This is a genomic window from Methylophilus glucosoxydans (assembly GCF_042676145.1).
Lineage (GTDB): Bacteria > Pseudomonadota > Gammaproteobacteria > Burkholderiales > Methylophilaceae > Methylophilus > Methylophilus glucosoxydans.
Genome location: NZ_JBHTJW010000002.1, coordinates 751,403 through 769,335 on the forward strand (window position 1 = coordinate 751,403; position 17,933 = coordinate 769,335).

Annotated in this window: 15 protein-coding genes; 11 read left to right on the forward strand and 4 right to left on the reverse strand. The window is 52.0% G+C overall.

Annotation, left to right across the window (positions count from 1 at the left end; genetic code table 11):
• Positions 1–44 precede the first annotated feature (44 nt).
• Positions 45–509, reverse strand: coding sequence for a PH domain-containing protein (locus ACFQ1T_RS06175; protein ID WP_379074872.1), 465 nt, complete (start codon positions 507–509; stop codon positions 45–47).
• A gap of 151 nt (positions 510–660) precedes the next feature.
• The gene (gene rpsT / locus ACFQ1T_RS06180) at positions 661–1,032 is read right to left on the reverse strand and encodes a 30S ribosomal protein S20 (RefSeq protein ID WP_194748589.1); all 372 of its coding nucleotides are present in this window, start codon (positions 1,030–1,032) and stop codon (positions 661–663) included.
• Between the two features lie 208 nt (positions 1,033–1,240).
• On the opposite strand from rpsT, the gene murJ reads away from it, so the two are divergent.
• The 5 genes from murJ (at position 1,241) to ACFQ1T_RS06205 (ending at position 7,517) form a co-directional block, all read left to right on the forward strand.
• The gene (gene murJ / locus ACFQ1T_RS06185; protein ID WP_379074876.1) at positions 1,241–2,785 is read left to right on the forward strand and encodes a murein biosynthesis integral membrane protein MurJ; all 1,545 of its coding nucleotides are present in this window, start codon (positions 1,241–1,243) and stop codon (positions 2,783–2,785) included.
• On the forward strand, positions 2,785–3,687 hold the full coding sequence (locus ACFQ1T_RS06190) for a bifunctional riboflavin kinase/FAD synthetase (RefSeq protein WP_379074879.1): 903 nt from the start codon (positions 2,785–2,787) through the stop codon (positions 3,685–3,687). The genes murJ and ACFQ1T_RS06190 overlap by 1 nt, the downstream gene beginning before the upstream one ends.
• A gap of 94 nt (positions 3,688–3,781) precedes the next feature.
• On the forward strand, positions 3,782–6,640 hold the full coding sequence (ileS, locus tag ACFQ1T_RS06195; protein ID WP_379074882.1) for an isoleucine--tRNA ligase: 2,859 nt from the start codon (positions 3,782–3,784) through the stop codon (positions 6,638–6,640).
• Entirely contained in the window at positions 6,633–7,112 is a 480-nt protein-coding gene (gene lspA, locus ACFQ1T_RS06200; protein WP_379074885.1) for a signal peptidase II, read from the forward strand. Before ileS ends, lspA begins: the two co-directional genes overlap by 8 nt.
• Before the next feature lie 45 nt (positions 7,113–7,157).
• A complete protein-coding gene (locus ACFQ1T_RS06205) occupies positions 7,158–7,517 on the forward strand; it encodes a DUF1905 domain-containing protein (protein ID WP_379074888.1) in 360 nt (119 codons plus the stop codon).
• Positions 7,518–7,541: 24 nt separating this feature from the next.
• On the opposite strand, the gene ACFQ1T_RS06210 is transcribed toward ACFQ1T_RS06205, so the two are convergent.
• The gene (locus tag ACFQ1T_RS06210) at positions 7,542–9,755 is read right to left on the reverse strand and encodes a putative bifunctional diguanylate cyclase/phosphodiesterase (RefSeq protein ID WP_313987373.1); all 2,214 of its coding nucleotides are present in this window, start codon (positions 9,753–9,755) and stop codon (positions 7,542–7,544) included.
• A gap of 132 nt (positions 9,756–9,887) precedes the next feature.
• Positions 9,888–10,784: a DUF808 domain-containing protein gene (locus tag ACFQ1T_RS06215; RefSeq protein WP_379074892.1), complete on the reverse strand. Its 897-nt coding sequence runs from the start codon at positions 10,782–10,784 to the stop codon at positions 9,888–9,890.
• Between the two features lie 64 nt (positions 10,785–10,848).
• Here ACFQ1T_RS06215 and ACFQ1T_RS06220 point away from each other — a divergent pair, with 64 nt between their 5' ends.
• From ACFQ1T_RS06220 to ACFQ1T_RS06245, 6 genes are all read left to right on the forward strand, one after another.
• A complete protein-coding gene (locus ACFQ1T_RS06220; protein WP_379074894.1) occupies positions 10,849–11,286 on the forward strand; it encodes a DUF2946 domain-containing protein in 438 nt (145 codons plus the stop codon).
• Between the two features lie 64 nt (positions 11,287–11,350).
• Positions 11,351–11,599: a helix-turn-helix domain-containing protein gene (locus tag ACFQ1T_RS06225; RefSeq protein ID WP_194748582.1), complete on the forward strand. Its 249-nt coding sequence runs from the start codon at positions 11,351–11,353 to the stop codon at positions 11,597–11,599.
• Positions 11,600–11,676: 77 nt separating this feature from the next.
• Positions 11,677–12,426 carry an FxDxF family PEP-CTERM protein gene (locus ACFQ1T_RS06230; RefSeq protein WP_379074897.1) on the forward strand — a complete coding sequence of 250 codons (750 nt, stop codon included), beginning with the start codon at positions 11,677–11,679 and terminating at the stop codon, positions 12,424–12,426.
• Between the two features lie 63 nt (positions 12,427–12,489).
• On the forward strand, positions 12,490–13,209 hold the full coding sequence (locus tag ACFQ1T_RS06235) for a PEP-CTERM sorting domain-containing protein (RefSeq protein WP_379074900.1): 720 nt from the start codon (positions 12,490–12,492) through the stop codon (positions 13,207–13,209).
• 62 nt (positions 13,210–13,271) lie between these two features.
• The gene (locus ACFQ1T_RS06240) at positions 13,272–15,536 is read left to right on the forward strand and encodes a TonB-dependent receptor (protein WP_379074903.1); all 2,265 of its coding nucleotides are present in this window, start codon (positions 13,272–13,274) and stop codon (positions 15,534–15,536) included.
• Between the two features lie 30 nt (positions 15,537–15,566).
• A complete protein-coding gene (locus ACFQ1T_RS06245) occupies positions 15,567–17,918 on the forward strand; it encodes a TonB-dependent receptor (protein WP_379074906.1) in 2,352 nt (783 codons plus the stop codon).
• Positions 17,919–17,933: the final 15 nt, after the last annotated feature.

The following is a 17,933-nucleotide window of genomic DNA, read 5'->3' on the forward strand; positions in this document are numbered from 1 at the left end:
AAAGCCCGGTCATCCGGGCTTTTTTTCGCTCTGAAGCAGGCAGGCTAGGAGAGGTTTGCCTGTACCTGCTTTCTAAATTCAAGCGGTGCAGCAATCAGGTCAAATGTTTCTTTGGTGCCGCCTGTGCCTGTGACGGTAATCGTCCCAAAGCCTAACACTCTGCCGAGGATGCTTTGATTGACGCCTATGCCCTCCACCTTATGGAGCAATACTTCCAGCGAGTGGCGTCTGATAAAGCCAATCTTGATCAGAACGCGTTTGTTGGTAATGGCAAATTCAGAGGTCTTGTAGCGGATATAGCTGCTGATGCCACTGATTAAGGCCAGCAACAGGCCGAGCAGGCTGATCGCCCATAATAGCTGGTTGGATTGTGCCAAGCGCAGATTAAATGCGCATGCCAATACGCTCAACAACAAGTAGATGAAGGTATTCAGGAAAATAATCCAGTGCATCTGCGCGCGGTAAATCACCACTTCATTCTCAAGCAAGTTTTTGTCAATAAAACTCAAAGGGCTCTCCTGGGCAAAGATTGCATTTTCAGCTGTGATCATAACAGCAACAGCGGTTTCGATAATGCGCTAGATCATCGTAATCAATAGATCAAGGCAATAAAAAAGCCGGACATCTGTCCGGCTTTTTTAGTATGCACCCCTACTGAAATTATTCAGCGGCTTTTTTCGCGCGAGGCTTGGCAGCTTTTTTAGCTGGTGCAGCTTCGGCTTTAGGGGCTGCTGCTTTTTTCACAGAAACCAAAGTTGCAGGTGCGTCACCGGACAATGCTTTGATTGCTGCAGTCAAACGGCTCTTGTGACGAGCAGCTTTGTTTTTGTGAATGATTTTTTTGTCAGCGATACGGTCGATCACGCTGACATTTTCTTGGTAAGAAGCCACAGCAGCAGCTTTGTCACCAGATTGAATCGCTTTGATTACTTTTTTGATCGCAGTACGCAAAGTTGAACGTAACGCAGCGTTGTGCGCGTTAACTTTGACGGATTGGCGCGCGCGTTTGCGAGCTTGTGCGGTATTTGCCATATTCGTTTTATCCTGTAACTTTCAAAAGGGGTGTGATACGAAACCGTGCATCATACTGTTTTCGCTTTGTTTTTGCAAGATAAAAACGCATTTTCCTCGACTGCGGATGCCTGCATGGTAAAATCGGCCAAATTTTTAATCAGTCAGCCGTTCGTTGGGAGCGGCTCACGGTTAAAAAATAAACCAGGGCCTGTATTTTCCACCATTTATGAATTTGCTCAAAGCATTGGCCACCGTGGGTGGCATGACCTTTATTTCGCGTCTGCTGGGATTTGTGCGTGACACCTTGATTGCCCGTATTTTTGGCGCGGGGATGGCCACCGATGCTTTTTTTGTCGCTTTCAAGATTCCTAATCTATTACGCCGGATCTCGGGCGAAGGGGCGTTTAGTCAGGCCTTCGTGCCTATCCTTTCCGAATATCGCAAGCAACGCACGCCAGAAGCGACCCGGGCCTTGATCAACCATGTTGCCAGTTTGCTGGGCCTGTTTCTGGTCGGAATCACCATTGTGGGCATGCTGGCAGCACCGCTGATCGTGCGGCTGACCTCGCCTGGGTTTGTGAGCGACCCGGCCAAATTCGCACTCACCACGGAGCTGTTGCGCATTACCTTTCCTTATATCCTGTTTATCTCGCTGGTTTCGATGGCGGGGGGCGTGTTGAATGCCTTCAGCAAGTTTCAGGTGCCCGCATTTACGCCCGTGTGGCTCAATTTGAGTTTTATCACCGCTGCGATTTTTATTGCCCCGCATTTTCACAACTCGGTGTATGTACTGGCTTGGGCCGTGTTTGTCGGCGGGATTATTCAGTTGCTGTATCAACTGCCTTACTTACAACAGATAGGCATGTTGCCGCGCTACGAACTGAATTTGCAAGATGAAGGCGTGCGCCGCATCCTTAAGCTCATGGGGCCCGCGATTTTTGGCGTTTCTGTCGCGCAAATTTCGATTGTGTTGAATAACATTTTTGCCTCATTCATGCCCACAGGCAGTGTGTCCTGGCTGTATTACGCTGACCGTCTCATGGAGTTCCCGACCGGGGTGCTGGGCGTGGCATTGGGCACGATTTTGTTGCCCAGCTTATCCAAGGCGCATGTGGATAAATCCAGCGCCGAGTTTTCGCAATTGCTGGACTGGGGCCTGCGCCTCACCTTTATGCTGGCCATTCCGGCGGCTGTGGCGATGGCCGTGCTGTCCAAACCATTGGTGGCGAGTCTATTTTATTACGGCAAATTCACACCGGTCGATGTGGCGCAAACCGAGCGCGCCCTGATTGCGTATAGCCTGAGCCTGCTGGGCCTGATTATGGTCAAGGTGCTGGCCCCTGGCTTTTATGCACGCCAAAATGTCAAAACGCCGGTCAAAATTGCGATTTTTACCTTGGTGATGACCCAAATTCTCAATGTGGGCTTTTTGCTGTTTACTTCATTGCAGCATGCCGGGCTGGCGCTGGCTGTGGGCTTGGGCGCTTGCCTGAATGCAACCATGCTGTGGGTTATGTTGCAAAAAAGTGGTGCGTTCGAGCCGCAGCCAGGGTGGGGCCGCTTTCTGTTTAAGCTGCTCGTTGCGGTCACCCTGATGGCCTTGGCATTGCACGCCACAGATCGTTGGGTGGGGGATTGGTTAGCCATGCCAGCCTTGACGCGCATGCTGCATCTGGCGGGCGTGGTGGTCTTGGGTATGGCAGTTTACTTTTCAGCCTTAGGTTTACTAGGCTTTAGGCCTCAACATTTTATGAAGCGGGTGGCCAAATAATGCAAATATTTCGTCATTTTCCAGCGGCTCAAACGCCGCAGGCGATTGCCATCGGTAATTTTGATGGCATGCATTTAGGGCATCAGGCCTTGCTCAGGCAGCTGATTGCCTACACGCAAACCTACAAGATTACGCCAGCGGTCATGACCTTTGAGCCGCATCCACGTGAATTTTTTACACCACAAAATGCCCCCGCGCGTTTGGCCTCCATGCGCGAAAAGCTGGAGTATTTTGCCGAGTGTGGTGTGCAGCATGTCTATGTGCAGCGCTTTAACCAGGCGTTTGCCGGGCAGAGTCCAGCCGCTTTTATGCAAGTGCTGCGCGAGCAACTCAACGCCAATGTGGTGATGGTGGGCGAGGACTTCTGTTTTGGTTCCAGGCGGGCGGGCAGTGTGCAAACCCTGATTGAGCACGGGTTTAATGTGATTCCCTTACCAGAAGTGCAGCTGCAAGGTGAGCGTGTGTCGAGCACCTTGGTGCGCGATGCGCTGGCGGCTGGTGAGTTGCTCAAAGCGCAGGCCTTGCTGGGGCGGCCTTACAGCATCAGTGGCAAGGTCGTCCATGGCGCCAAGCTGGGCCGGCAACTGGGGTTCCCCACTGCCAATGTCCATATGCGCCACGAACGGCCTGCACTGACAGGGGTTTATGCGGTAAAATTGAACAATTTACCGGCTGTGGCCAATTTGGGCAATCGCCCGACGCTGGAAGGCATCCCCAAGCTTAAACTCGAAGTGCATGTGTTTGATTTTAATGGTGATCTTTACGGTCAACATGTGCATGTGCAGTTTTTTCACAAACTGCGCGACGAGCAAAAGTTTGCCGGACTGGATGCGCTGAAAGCGCAAATTGCGCTGGATACTGCAGCAGCAAAAAGCTATTTTGCCACAGATACACACAGATAAACGCAGATAAAAACCAAGCAATTGCTGGGAGCCGACGCAGAATATCTGTGTGCCTTTGTGTTTATCTGTGGTTAAAACGATTTGAGAATTTTAAATGACTGACCAAAGCAAAGATTCAAAATATAAACTGAATTTACCTGAAACCAGCTTTCCCATGCGTGGTGATTTGTCCAAGCGCGAACCCGCCTGGTTAAAAAGCTGGCAGGAGCGCAAGGTCTACGAGCGTATCCGCGCCAAGCGCAAAGGTGCGCCAGCGTTCATCCTGCATGATGGCCCTCCCTATGCCAACGGCGATATTCACATTGGTCACGCCGTCAATAAAATCCTGAAAGACATCATCATCAAGGCCAAAACCATGAGTGGTTTTGACGCGCCTTATGTGCCAGGCTGGGATTGCCACGGCCTACCCATTGAGTTGGTGGTCGAGAAAAACCATGGCAAAAATATAGACCCGGCCAAGTTCCGCGAGCTGTGCCGCGCCTATGCCGCCGAGCAGGTCGAGAAGCAGAAAAAAGACTTTATTCGCCTGGGGGTGCTGGGCGATTGGGATCACCCATACCTGACCATGGCGTTTAATACCGAGGCCGATATCATGCGTGCCTTGGGCGAAATCTACCAGAATGGCTATTTGTACCAGGGTTCCAAGCCCGTGCACTGGTGCGTGGACTGCGGTTCTGCGCTGGCTGAAGCCGAGGTGGAGTATGAGGACGTTAACTCACCTGCGATTGATGTGGGTTTCAAAGTGGTGGACAACGCTGCGTTAAGCAAAGCATTTGGTACAACAGTGAATGGTGATGCTTATGCCGTGATCTGGACCACGACGCCATGGACCTTACCTGCCAACCAGGCGGTGAGTGTCAATGCTGAACTCGAGTACGATTTAATCCACACCAGCAAAGGATTGTTGATCCTGGTTCGTGACTTGGCTGAAAAGACCTTGGCTAGGTATGCAGAGGAAAATAGTTCTGTGTTAGCCAGTTGCAAAGGTGAAGCTTTGCGTGGGTTGTTGCTACAGCATCCATTCGATAACCGTCAGGTGCCAGTGATCACCGGTGACCACGTGACGACTGATGCAGGTACAGGTCTAGTGCATACGGCCGCTGCGCACGGTAACGATGACTGGCTGGTGATGCGCGCTAATTTCCCTAACGAGAAACCGCGTGTCTTGATTGGTGGCGATGGCAAATTCTTTAGCAGCGAACTGGTTGAGCTGGCTGAGATCCGTGGCCTGAGCCGCCAGGATGCGAATAAAGTTATTCTGGCGAAATTGCAGGAAAACGGCGTGCTGTTTGCCTCTGCCCGTTTGAACCACAGCTTCCCGCATTGCTGGCGGCATAAAACGCCATTGATGCAATTGGCAACGCATCAGTGGTTTATCGGCATGAACTCTGTTGGTAAAGATGGCAAAGCCTTGCGTGAACATGCGAACACAGCCGTAGATGCGACACAATTCTTCCCGAGCTGGGGCCGTGCCCGTTTAGAGGCGATGATCAAAAACCGCCCGGACTGGTGTGTCTCCCGCCAGCGTAACTGGGGCGTGCCTATGCCGTTCTTTGTGCACAAAGAAACCGGAGAGCCACATCCACAGACCATGCAGTTGCTGGAAACTGTGTGCAAACAGGTGGAGCAGCAGGGCATCGAGGCCTGGTTCAGCCTGGATGGCGACGCTTTCCTTGCGCAGCATGCGCCTGAACATGCCGAGCAATATAAAAAAGTCACTGATACGTTAGACGTATGGTTTGACTCTGGTGCCACGCATTACGCGGTGGTGCGTTCAGCGCATCATGCTAGCCTGTCAGCGGCAGCTAACCTGCGTGAAGCTGAACACCAGCCCGTGGCTGACTTGTACCTGGAAGGCTCAGACCAGCACCGCGGCTGGTTCCAGTCCAGCTTGCTGACGGGCTGTGCCATCGATGGCAACGCGCCTTACAAGGCTTTGCTCACGCATGGTTTTGTGGTGGATGGTGCTGGTCACAAAATGAGCAAGTCCAAGGGCAACGTGGTTGCGCCGCAAAAGGTCATGGACACCTATGGCGCAGATATCTTGCGCTTGTGGGTGGCCTCGACAGACTATTCTGGTGAGTTGACCATCAGTGACGAGATCCTCAAGCGCGTGGCCGATGGCTATCGCCGTATCCGCAATACCTTGCGCTTCTTGCTCTCTAACCTGGCTGACTTTGATGCCAGCAAAGACTTGTTGCCCGTTGATCAGTGGCTGGAAATTGACCGTTACGCGCTGCATCTGACCCATCAATTGCAAGCGGGTATTCTGGCCGATTACGACAAATACGAATTCCATCTGGCCGTACAGAAATTTGTGAGTTTCTGTTCTGAAGACTTGGGTGGTTTTTACCTTGATATCCTCAAAGACCGTTTGTACACCAGCGGTGAAACCTCGCATGCACGCCGTGCGGCACAGAGTGCTTTGCATCACATCACGCATGCCATGATGCGTTTGATGGCGCCGATTTTGAGTTTTACGGCAGATGAAATCTGGCAGACCTTGGGACTGGATGCTGTGGCGACCGTGTTTGAAGAAGACTGGTATGCATTGCCTGCCCATGGCTTGAGTGACACGCAATTACAGCACTGGCAAACTGTTATTGCCTTGCGCGCGCAAGCTGCCAAAGAGATTGAAGTGTTGCGTGGCGAAGGCAAGGTGGGGTCTTCATTGCAAGCCGAGCTCGAGTTTCATGTTACCAGCGAGGCGTTTGAAGCCCTGAGCAGCCTGCAGGATGACTTGCGCTTTGTCATGATCACCTCCAGCGCGATCACCTATAAAGTGGCCGATGCGTCAGCGCAGAAAATCCTGGTGAAGCCGAGCGCACACCAGAAGTGCGACCGTTGCTGGCATTACCGTGCGGATGTCGGCATTGATCTCGCACACCCGACCCTGTGCGGCCGCTGTGTAAGCAACCTGTTTGGCAAAGGTGAAGTGCGCAACTATGCCTAATGTTCGCTCGGCTCTGCCATGGCTGGTGTTAAGCGCCATTGTCATCGCGCTTGATCTCTACACCAAGCACCTGATCCAGCGCATGTTTGTCTATGGCGAGCACGTGCCAGTGACCGGTTTTTTTGATCTGGTGCGTTACCACAACACCGGCGCGGCCTTTAGCTTTTTGGCCAATGCCGGCGGCTGGCAGCATGGCTTTTTTACGGCGGTCTCGACGCTAGCTTCTGCCGTGATGGTGTATTTGCTGGTCAAACATCCGCAGAAAAAGTTATTCTGTTTGGGGCTGGCGCTGGTGTTGGGTGGCGCCTTGGGCAATCTCTATGATCGCCTCACGCTCGGCTATGTGGTGGACTTTTTGCTGTTTTATTATCAGCAATGGGCCTGGCCTGCGTTTAATGTGGCAGACAGTGCCATTTGCGTCGGTGTGGGTATGTTGATGCTGGATAGTTTTAAACAACCCACGGCCTCCTGAAACCGCGTTATGCAGTCAGGTGAGCGCGGGTCTTGGTGACTTGCGATGAGTGAGGTGGTGATGGATGGACTGGAATATACGTTTACTGATGTGATCAGGCTTTGGCAAGGCAGCAAAAGCACCTGGCATTACGTCAGCTTGCCGCCAGACATCTCTGACGAAATTCATACCCTTAGCCAATACCATCAAACCAAACGCCGCGGCTGGGGGGCGGTCAAGGTCACTGCGAGTATCACTTCCAACCGCGCCCCATCTATTCCAGCCTCAGCCTTGACGTGGCAAACCTCGATTTTTCCGGTATTTGATCACAAGCGCTATGCCTTGTTTTTAAAGGCAGAAATTCGCAAGCAGGCGAGTGTGCTGGAAGGTGATGCCGTGACTATACAGCTCAAACTGCAGTTTTAAGCCGTAGGCTGAAAGCGTCAAAGATTAAGCGCTCAGCGTTTGTGTCTTGGCCGCGACTAACAGGGGCGGAATGCCTTGGATATCCATCGGGCGGCCCAGCAGAAAGCCCTGGATGCAATCGCAGCCGATCTTGCGTAGAAACTCAAGCTGCGCTTCGGTTTCAATGCCTTCTACCACAACGGACAAGCCCAGGATGCCGGCTGTTTTGATAATGGTGCTGACAATTTCGCTGTCGGCGCTGCTTTCCGGTACATCAATCATAAAGGCACGGTCAATTTTGAGTTCATCCAGGGGCAGGTGTTTGAGTTTAAACAGCGATGAGTTGCCTACACCAAAATCATCGAGCGACAGGCGCACGCCAATAGCCTTGAATTGTTTTAAGGTTTCCAGCGCTTGTTCTTCATGTTCAAAGACGGCACTTTCGGTGATTTCCAGGGTCAGCAAGCGGGCCGGCAGGTGATAGCGTTGCAGTTGCCCGGCAATGCGCAGTGGCAAGCTATGGTCACGAAATTGCCGCGGGGAGATGTTAATTGAAAGGCCCACCTCATGACCACTGTCTTTAACCAGCTTGGCCCAGTGCTTGAATGCTTCTGCAATAATCCATTCGCCCATGGGTAAAATCAGGCCAGACTGTTCGGCGTAGGGAATAAATTCAGCCGGGGAGACCACCTCTCCCTTGTTGGTTTTCCAGCGGATGAGCGCCTCAATATTGCAGATGACCGGTTGTTGTTTGCCCAGGCTGAAAATCGGCTGAAACTGCAAAAAGAATTCTTGTTTTTTGATGGCTTTGCGCAGCTGCACGTCGAGCTTGAAGCGGTTTTGGGCCAGTCGGGTATGTTCTTTGCAATAGAATAAATACGGATGTTGGGTGCCGTGCTTGGCATGTGCGAGTGCAGTGTTGGCATTGCGTGCCAGCTGTTCTGCATCTTCTGCATCACGCGGAAACAGGCTGATGCCGATATAAGCATCCAGAATCAATTCATGTCCTTCAATCAGCACGGGCTTATGCACAATTCTGCATAAATTGTTTGCCAGATGAACCAGTTCGGCATCGGTTTTCCGCGAGGTAATCAGGGCAAATTTGTCGCCATGCACACGGCCTAACTCGCCAGATTCGTGCGTGATATATTGCAGGCGCTGTGCGATCTCCAGTAAATACAAGTCGCCGGTATGGTGGCCGAAGCTGTCGTTAATGCTTTGAAAATGCTTTAAATCAATCATGAGCAGGGCGACGGTGTCGCTGGCATCGGCTGCCGTGATGATGGCGTGTTCTAGCAGGGTGTGTATGGCCAGCCGGTTGGGAAGCCGCGTGAGCGGGTCGTTGCGCGACAACTGCTGGAACTGGCGTTCTTTTTCGGCCAGCAGATTTTCGGCGAGTAGCAGTTTTTCACTCTCACGCAGCAAGATACTTTGCCGCAGGGCCGAGAACACCAGGATCATCATGACTGAGCCGATGGCAATGTAATAGGCATAGGGGTGCGGGCCGCTTTGCCACCAGATGAGCGCCAGTGTACACATGCTAAAAATAAAGGTAATGGCTGGAATCAAGCCGCGAACGCGTCTGCATTGCCTGTGATAAGACACGCGCTTGGCAATGCGGACTTGCCAGCCATACAGCCCGCTGCCGATCAACAGGTCTGCCGCTGAAAAACCGTAATTGGTCCAGAGGCTAGTTTGAGGCACGTGGTTGAGTGCGTTGAGGTTCCATTGCATCCAGCATGCGCCCAGCAAGGTCAACCCCGCGCTGAGCATAAGCCAGGGCATCATCCATGCCGGTCGCAGGTATGGGATCAATAGCAGGGAAACCAGCGCAGCACTGAGTAAACTGGCAGGGTAGGCACTGAGCACGGCCAGCTGTAGTGGGCTGACTTCGGACGATTGTGGCAAATATAAAATTAGGATGTAGCTGAGAACAGCAATGCTGAATGAAATAGTGTCAATCGAGAATGCCCAGGTTTTGGCCGCAGAAAGCTGGCTGCGTAAGGCGGTGATAAAGCCGATGATGAGGCATACGCCCATGAGGGGGTAAAAAATATCGGACTGGGCGGGGAAATTGGTTTGTTTGGTGAGGACTTCAAATATCCAGAGCACGCCGCCGGTAAAATAGGCCAAGGTACCAAACACAAACCAGCGTTTACAGGGGCGGTGTGAGAGATGGCTGCGGTAATAACCCAGTAGCGCCAGAATCAGGCAGGCCGCATTGGTGACAAACCAGTGCACATTATCCAGCCATAACATTTGAGCGGGTGTTGCTTGCAAAGAACCGAGCAAGCAAGCAACGGAAACCGATAAAGCAACCACTATTACTTTGCGCGAAAGTATCATGAAGCCCCCTTTTTAGGTAATTCTAACAAGGGCTTAGAAAAAAAACTAGTGTTTCTTTCTAAATATCATCGCGATATGGATTAAGACGAAGCAGATAGCGCCCGCCAATATGCCGATCAAGGCGTTCCACAACAGCGTCCACTGTGGAGATTGCTCAATCAGCGCATGCAAGGGGGGGGTGCCATGGGCGAGAATGCCGCCGCCGACCAGAAACATGGCCGCGGTGCCGACGATGCTGAGCAAGCGCATCAGGTAGGGGACCGTTTGCACCATGCCCCAACCTGTTTTGCGTGCGGCAGAGGCCAGAAGATGATAACCGCTTCGTTGCATCAGCCATAAGCCGATATCATCCATTTTGACGATCAAAGCGACCAGGCCATACACCCCCAGTGTCATGACGACGGCAATGAGGGAGAGCACCAGAATACGCTGCGTGATCGCTGCATCGGCGACAACGCCCAGGGCAATCACAATAATTTCGGCGGACAGAATGAAGTCCGTCCGTACAGCGCCTTTGATTTTTTCCTGCTCCAGGGCGACCAGGTCTGTCTCAGGTTGCTGCATGGCGGCGTGGATCGCTTGTTCACTGGTGTCCGAGTGCTTGTCATGGCGCAGTTTGTGCCAGACTTTCTCAAAGCCTTCAAAGCACAGAAAGGCCCCTCCCAGCATCAGCAAGGGGGTGATCAGCCAAGGTAAAAACGCACTGATCAACAGCGCTGCAGGCACCAGAATCAGTTTGTTCAGCAGCGATCCTCGCGCCACCGCCCACACCACTGGCAGCTCTCTCTTGGCGGCAATCCCTGTGACTTGCTGGGCATTGAGTGCCAGGTCATCGCCCAGTACCCCCGCTGTTTTTTTGGCCGCGAGCTGGCTCATGACGGAAACGTCATCCAGCATGGTGGTAATGTCATCTAATAGTGCCAGCAGGCTGGGAGTGGCCATGGTTTGTCCTGTGTCAATGAAGAGGCTATTGTTTATTTTAAAGGATTGCCGTTAAAATGGCGGCATGGTGACGCGCAAATTTCAACGTTGGATGGCACGCATGGCCTTGATGGCAATCATGCTGGCTGCGCTCGTGCCGACGTTGAGCCTCGCGTTTCCCATGCAAGCAGGCAAAAGCTTTATTCAGGAAGTGTGTTCCTCGCAGGGCAGCAAACTGGTCATTCAGGTGATCACCACGCAAGGAAAACTGCGCGCTACCCTGATTGACTATCAGCCTTCACAAAAACCGGTTTCACTGGGACATCATCTCAATCATTGTCCGTTCTGCCATATGGCGATGGATGATGTGGTATTGCCCCAGCCCAATCCAGCTTACATTCTGTTTCAACAAGCCCAGGCCGAGATTGCTTTAAGCAGCTATCAGGCCCCGGTTGTCGCAAGTGTTTACTCCACCGCGCACCCCACGCGCGCACCCCCACTGACTCCACATTACTCAATCTAGTGCCGTCTGTCATGTAGACGGTTTATGGGTATGCCTGTAATCCAGGCACATATGGAGTCATGACATGATCGTCATCAACCTTCAGGCAATGATATTTGCCAAACAGGTGGAGTGGAAACGCCACATCACCCTCAAAGAAATCGCTGAGTCTACCGGCATCAGCCGCATGACCTTGCATCGCATGGTCAAAAATCCTTCTTACAACGCATGCACTGAGCATCTGGGTAAACTTTGCTCTTATTTCGCTTGTGACATCAGCGCGCTTATCCGCTGGCAACCCGATCGGGATGCCAGGCAAGTCTTCGCCGCCTGATGTGTGATGCTCACCCTGCTGGTAGCTGACCAGTAGGGGGCATGCCGTTTACAAAAAATATTTCTGAGGAAAAGTATATGAAAAAAACCTTTTTGGCCCTGGCCTTGCTGGGACTCACTCAACCTGCCTGGGCGCATTTAAGTTATACCGGGCGTGACTTTGGCACATTCTCTGGCCTGGTGAATGCCAGCAATAGTATTACCACCACCGTCAATACCAACTATGGCTGGGCCGGCGCCGCTGACGGCAATCTGGGCGATAGCCATATCGGCCGCGCTTTCCGCTTCACCCTGCAAAACAATGCCTGGGTGGATTTCAGCGTCGATGCAACCTCTGCCGATCTGTTACCTGCTTTCTCTATTTACGGTGGACTGGCGGCCATCAGAACTGGCGGTGTTTTCCCTGGCACGCAAACCAGTGCCGATTACGATAGTGCCAACGCTTCTATCGTCTGGCGCTACAGCTGGGCGCAAGCCAACCTGGGCTCCAACAAGTCGTATACCGACACCGATGGCAGCTGGAACGCACTGGGCAACTGGAAAATGGGCGGTGACGGCGATGTGATTGGCATCGACAGCGAACTGAGCAGTTTTATCTACAAGGGCTCTGCGACCACAGCGACCGATGTGGTCACCGGCAAGTTTCTGCTGGGGGCAGGGGATTACACCATCATGATTGGCGGTAACAACGCCGCAAACCAGCTGGCGACTAGTTTTGGCTACACCGCCTCACTGAATGTCAGTGCAGTCCCAGAGCCGGAAAACATGGCCTTGTTGCTGGCAGGTCTGGCCTTGGTCGGCTGGCAGGTGCGCCGTCGTAGCAAATAATTCCATGACATGAATCGTTGGAGAGTGTGCTTAACGCCCTCACCAACATGATAGGAGAAGATAATGAACGTATTGAAAAAAACATTGGCAATCGCTGCCATGACCTTGGCAACCAGCCCAGCATTTGCTGCGGTATCTACTTACAACGTGACCACCACCTGGTTTGAGCCAGACACCCAGCCAAAAAACTCTATTTTTGAAGGGTCATTTAGTTATGACTCAGCAACAAAAGTAATTACCGGCCTGGCGGGTAAACTGAGTGAGTCTATGACTGGTACAGATGCTTCCAATATGACTTGGTTAAACCTGAATTACCAGTTGGTTTCTTGGTATGACGCTGCTTTAGGCGGCACATTTGCTGCCACCTTTAAAAACAGCAACACGAATACCTTCTCAACCCTGGCTGGCGGGGATGGCTGGAGCCCACAGGCTGGTGTGGATATCGGCGGTGTTTATTACGGCTATCCGCGTCCGGCAAATAACCCTGGTAACGCTTACGCATTGATTTTTGTCCCTGATAATCCATTGACTGCGTTGACACAGACTCAAATTAACAAACTGGCTTATGCCGACTGTGCGCCTGGCGGCATGATGGGCGCCGTTTGTATGACAGGGACCTCCGCGGCTGGGTATGGCTCGGTGGGAACCATGAGTGGGTATCCCGTTAGTCAGGTGATCAGCATGGTGGCTGTGCCTGTTCCTGAGGCAAGCACCTATACGCTGTTGAGTTTAGGCTTGGTCATGACCGGCATGATAGCGCGCCGCCGCCGTGAGCAAGCATAACCAGGACGAGCGTTGAGACATGGCAAATGCATGCGCATTTGCCATGCTTGACTGAAAAAATCATGAAATTATTGAGATTGTTGATGGCGTTGCTCGTCTCGCCCATGCTTGGTTACGCTGGCCCTAATGCTGAGGAAAGCGAGAAAAGCTTGCAATTGCCTCCCGTGCAAGTTGACCAGGAAAGCCGTTTTAAAGGGGAGGTCATCCCTTTGAAAGCCATTCGGCAAAAGGGGATTAACACGACAGATACCGCTAAGTTGCTGGAAGAGATCCCTGGTGTCAGTAGCTTCAGTGCTGGCGGCATTTCAAGTCTGCCGACCATTCATGGGTTTGCAGATGACCGTAACCGTACGCAAGTGGATGGCATGGATTTGATGAGTGCTTGCCCAAATCATATGAACCCGGCGTTGTCATTTATCAATCCGGTGCAAGTGCGCAGCATTCAGGTCTATGCGGGCGTTGCCCCAGTTAGCGTGGGCGGCGATAGTATCGGCAGCACCATACAAGTGGATTCAGCGCGTCCGCGCTTTGCGAATGACGATCAGGTCTATGTCAGCTTTGGGCAGTTGGGGACGTTTTACCGGAGCAATGGGGCGGCCAGAGGAGCCAATGTGGCTTTGGGTGCAGCAACCCGTCAGTTTAGCCTGGCATATACAGAGACTTATGCCGATGCTAATAATTATCAGGCAGCAGGCAATTTCAAAAAACCAATTCTGCAAACGACTCCGACTGAAGATCGGGTTGGCGAAAAAGAGGTGGCCAGCTCTGCTTTCCGTCGATCGCGTAATCAGGAGCTGGGGTTGGCGTGGAATGTGGATGACAAACACCTGTTTGAATTGAAGTGGGGTGAGCAAAGCATAGATTGGGAGGGGTTTCCCAATCAGCGTATGGACATGGTCTCCAGCGAGTTTGATCCGAATAATGGTTCCAGCCTGTTAACGCACAAGCCTGCAAACGTAAATAAAACCGTCAACATGCATTATCTGGGAGCATACGATTGGGGTGAACTGGAGGTTCGCTATTTTCATCAAGACACCCGACACGCCATGGATATGTTGCGTAGCCGGGCCTTTGGTATGTATATGCCTATGCTGAGCGATGCAAGCACTGATGGCGGCAGCATCAAAACCACTTTGCTACTTAATGCGCGTGACACGCTGCGCCTTGGGGTGGATTTCCAAAACTATCGTCTCGACGATTGGTGGACACCTATTGATGGTTTTAATATGGGGCCAAACACGTTTCAGAACATACGGAATGGTAAAAGAGACCGTCTGGGTGTTTATGGCGAGTGGGAGTCTGTATGGGATGCAGAATGGATGACATTATTAGGCCTGCGTACAGACAGTGTCCGTTCATCTGTTGACCCTGTTCAAGGCTACAACACTACCTATAGTGTGGATGCTGCCAAACTGAATCGTGGCGATCGTAACACCCAGACTCAGCAGTATGATTTGACCGCGCTGGTGAAATATCGTGCTGACGCCAATCAGGCTTATGAGATCGGATTCGCCCGCAAAAATCGCTCCCCCAATTTATACGAACGCTTCGCATGGTCTACCAATAGCATGGCCGCCTTGATGAATAACTTTGTTGGGGATGGCAATGGTTATGTGGGTAATCCAGACCTAAAGCCTGAGGTCGCCTATACCATGAGTGTGGTCGCGGATTGGCATGATGCCAACCATGAAAAATGGGCGGTGAAAACGACGGCATATGCCACTTATGTTGACAATTATATTGATGCAAGACGCCTGCAACGAAATACCTCTGCAGGAAGTGGCTGTAATGGTACTAACGTCACGACCACAAATTGCTACGTCTTGTTGCAATATGAGAATGTGGATGCGCTGCTATATGGGGCGGATTTGTCCGGCAGCTATCAGTTTGGGCGATTGGCAAGTGTAGGCAACTTTTCAGCCACAGGGGTAATTAGCTACGTACGCGGGAATAATGAAACCACTGGCGGACATCTTTATCACATGATGCCACTCAATCTAAAAGCTGGCTTTCAGCATCAATTGGGCAAGTGGACCAACCGTCTTGAGCTGCAAAGTGTGGCAGAAAAAGTGCGCGTTTCAGAGGTGCGAAACGAAGTAAATACGCCTGGTTACACGATTTTTCATTTGCGCAGCAGCTATGAGTGGCAGCATGCACGCCTCGATTTTTCTGTCGAAAACTTGTTCAACAAATTTTATTTATTGCCCCTGGGCGGGGCATATGTGGCAGAAGGTAACTCCATGACGACGGGGGGGGCAGCCTATTACGGGATGAATGTGCCCGGCATGGGGCGGTCGGTCAATGTGGCTTTTAATCTATTTTATTAACCATCTACTTAAATGCTCAGGGAAGAAGTCATGAAGCAGTTTCGTTTACCAGGCAGCCTATACTGGGGTGCCAGCCTGGTGTTGGGGTTGGCATCCATGCCAGTGCATGCCGATCATAATCAGGTTGAGTTGGATGATGTCGAGGTATCGGGTACGGTGGATAGCCGGATTGTCGATTATCCGGCCACCGTAGAAAGCTTTAACAAAAAACAGATTCAGGAGAGTGTGAATGCCACCACGGCCGCGCAGGCGATGAAGTTTTTGCCCAGTTTGCAAATCCGGGAGCGCTATATTGGCGATAGAAACGGCATTATTGCCGGGCGGACCGTGGGGACACTTTCAAGTGCGCAAACCATGCTGTACGCAGATGGCGTATTGCTCTCCAATTTGCTGGGAAACTCGTTTGCCTTCCCGCCACGCTGGGGCATGATTAGTCCGGATGAGATTGAGCAGATTAGCATGATGTATGGACCTTTTTCTGCCATGTTCGCCGGTAACTCGTTTGGCGGTGTGGTCAGTGTAAAAACCAGGATGCCGACCAAGCTGGAGGCGCATACCAATGTGCAGTATTTCCGCCAAAATTTTGATTTATACCATTCAAAACTCAATCTTGAAGGCCAGCACCTTTCTGCTTCGCTTGGTGACAAATGGAATGACCTGAGCCTGCTGCTCAGCGCTGATTATCTGAATAATGAAGGCCAGCCCATGGATTTTGTCGTCCGCGATTTGAGTGCTGGGAGCCGTACAGCGGGCGGGGTCGCCGTTACCGGTGCCTCTGTCGACAAAAACGATAGAAACTTGCCGCGTAATGTGTTTGGGGCAGTGAGCATGGAGCGGCCGGAGCAAACGAATCTGCGGTTCAAGGCCGCATACGATGTAACGGATACCGTGAAAGCCACCTATACCCTGGGGTTATGGCATTTGAACAGTCATACGGATGTGACGTCGTATCTCAAGGACGCTAATGGAAACACGGTGTATAACAACCGCGTACAGCTCAATGGCCTGCGCTATGATTTGAGCGGATTTAATCCGTCAAAAGCCGACGCGACGCATGTCATGCAGGCCATTGACCTCAAGTCGGACAGCAAAGGCTTTTTTGACTGGCAACTGACTTTTTCAGACTATGACTACCAGCAGGACAAAAATAGCCAGTCAAATATTGCTACCTCGACAACGACACTTGCTGCGGGGAATCCCTACATCAATCGTGCCGGGCGCGTGACAGACATGTCAGGCACGGGCTGGACCACCTTTGATGCGCGTGCAACCTTCAGGCCAGCAGAGGCTGGCTGGGGGCGGCATGTTGTGGATGTGGGCTACCATATTGATGAGTACGATCTTGGCAGCACCACCTTTGATACGGCAGACTGGCAAGTGGGAAACAAAGGCAACTTGAATAGCAGCTCACGTGGCAGCACGCGTACGCAAGCATTGTTTATTCAGGATAAATGGCAATTGCACCCGCAATGGTCGCTCACGTTAGGCGGACGTGCAGAGCGCTGGCAGGCTATGGATGGCCGTAACCAGGCCGTGACTGGCGGCGTGTTGTCTACTGCCAATTATGCGACGGCAGAGGCTAATCGGTTTTCGCCCAAGGTTTCATTGAGTTTTGAACCCATGCCAGAATGGGGATTCCGTGCTTCATTTGGACAGGCATTCCGTTTTCCGACGGTGAGTGAGCTCTATCAACAGGTTACGCAGAGCAGCCAGATTGTCCAGAACAACCCGAATCTCAAACCGGAGGAGGTGCTATCAGCTGAAATCACCGCCGAAAGGCGGTTTGCTAACGGCCTGATTCGCGCCAGCGTGTTTAACGAAGAAAAATATGATGCCTTGATCTCACAGACCATTGCCAATGGCCGCGCGATTCCCTATGGCACAGGGGTGTGTACAGCCGGGGCGGGTGGCTGTTCCTTTATCCAGAATTTGGACCACGTCAGGACCCGGGGGATAGAGTTGTCCACAGAATGGCAGGATGTATGGATTCATGGCCTGGATATTTTGGGCAGTGCTACGTTTACCGATGCAGAAATACTCCGTAACCGGGTGGACCGAAGTATTGAGGGCAATAAGGCCCCGCGGATTCCACGCGAAATGTTCAAGCTGGTGACGACCTATCATCAGGGCAGTCAGATTACCTACAGTGTGAGTGCCCGGTATAGCGGCCGTCAATACAACTTGCTGGATAACAGCGATGTCAATGATGACACCTACATCGCTGCGAGCAAGTTCTTTTTCGTGGATGTGAAGGCCAACTATCACATGAGCAAGCGCTGGACCGCCAGTGTGGGGATCGATAACCTGAACAACGATCAGGCCTATGTCCGCCACCCCTACCCGCAACGCACGGGATATGTGCAAGTCAAGTTTGATTATTGACCCGCGCCATCTTTA

Bases quoted from the DNA above. Each gene is read 5' to 3' on its own strand.
- rpsT (WP_194748589.1), bottom strand. From the start codon at position 1,032: ATGGCAAATACCGCACAAGCTCGCAAACGCGCGCGCCAATCCGTCAAA.
- murJ (WP_379074876.1), top strand. From the start codon at position 1,241: ATGAATTTGCTCAAAGCATTGGCCACCGTGGGTGGCATGACCTTTATT.
- ACFQ1T_RS06190 (WP_379074879.1), top strand. From the start codon at position 2,785: ATGCAAATATTTCGTCATTTTCCAGCGGCTCAAACGCCGCAGGCGATT.
- ileS (WP_379074882.1), top strand. From the start codon at position 3,782: ATGACTGACCAAAGCAAAGATTCAAAATATAAACTGAATTTACCTGAA.
- lspA (WP_379074885.1), top strand. From the start codon at position 6,633: ATGCCTAATGTTCGCTCGGCTCTGCCATGGCTGGTGTTAAGCGCCATT.
- ACFQ1T_RS06205 (WP_379074888.1), top strand. From the start codon at position 7,158: ATGAGTGAGGTGGTGATGGATGGACTGGAATATACGTTTACTGATGTG.
- ACFQ1T_RS06210 (WP_313987373.1), bottom strand. From the start codon at position 9,755: ATGTTATGGCTGGATAATGTGCACTGGTTTGTCACCAATGCGGCCTGC.
- ACFQ1T_RS06215 (WP_379074892.1), bottom strand. From the start codon at position 10,784: ATGGCCACTCCCAGCCTGCTGGCACTATTAGATGACATTACCACCATG.
- ACFQ1T_RS06220 (WP_379074894.1), top strand. From the start codon at position 10,849: ATGGTGACGCGCAAATTTCAACGTTGGATGGCACGCATGGCCTTGATG.
- ACFQ1T_RS06225 (WP_194748582.1), top strand. From the start codon at position 11,351: ATGATCGTCATCAACCTTCAGGCAATGATATTTGCCAAACAGGTGGAG.
- ACFQ1T_RS06230 (WP_379074897.1), top strand. From the start codon at position 11,677: ATGAAAAAAACCTTTTTGGCCCTGGCCTTGCTGGGACTCACTCAACCT.
- ACFQ1T_RS06235 (WP_379074900.1), top strand. From the start codon at position 12,490: ATGAACGTATTGAAAAAAACATTGGCAATCGCTGCCATGACCTTGGCA.
- ACFQ1T_RS06240 (WP_379074903.1), top strand. From the start codon at position 13,272: ATGAAATTATTGAGATTGTTGATGGCGTTGCTCGTCTCGCCCATGCTT.
- ACFQ1T_RS06245 (WP_379074906.1), top strand. From the start codon at position 15,567: ATGAAGCAGTTTCGTTTACCAGGCAGCCTATACTGGGGTGCCAGCCTG.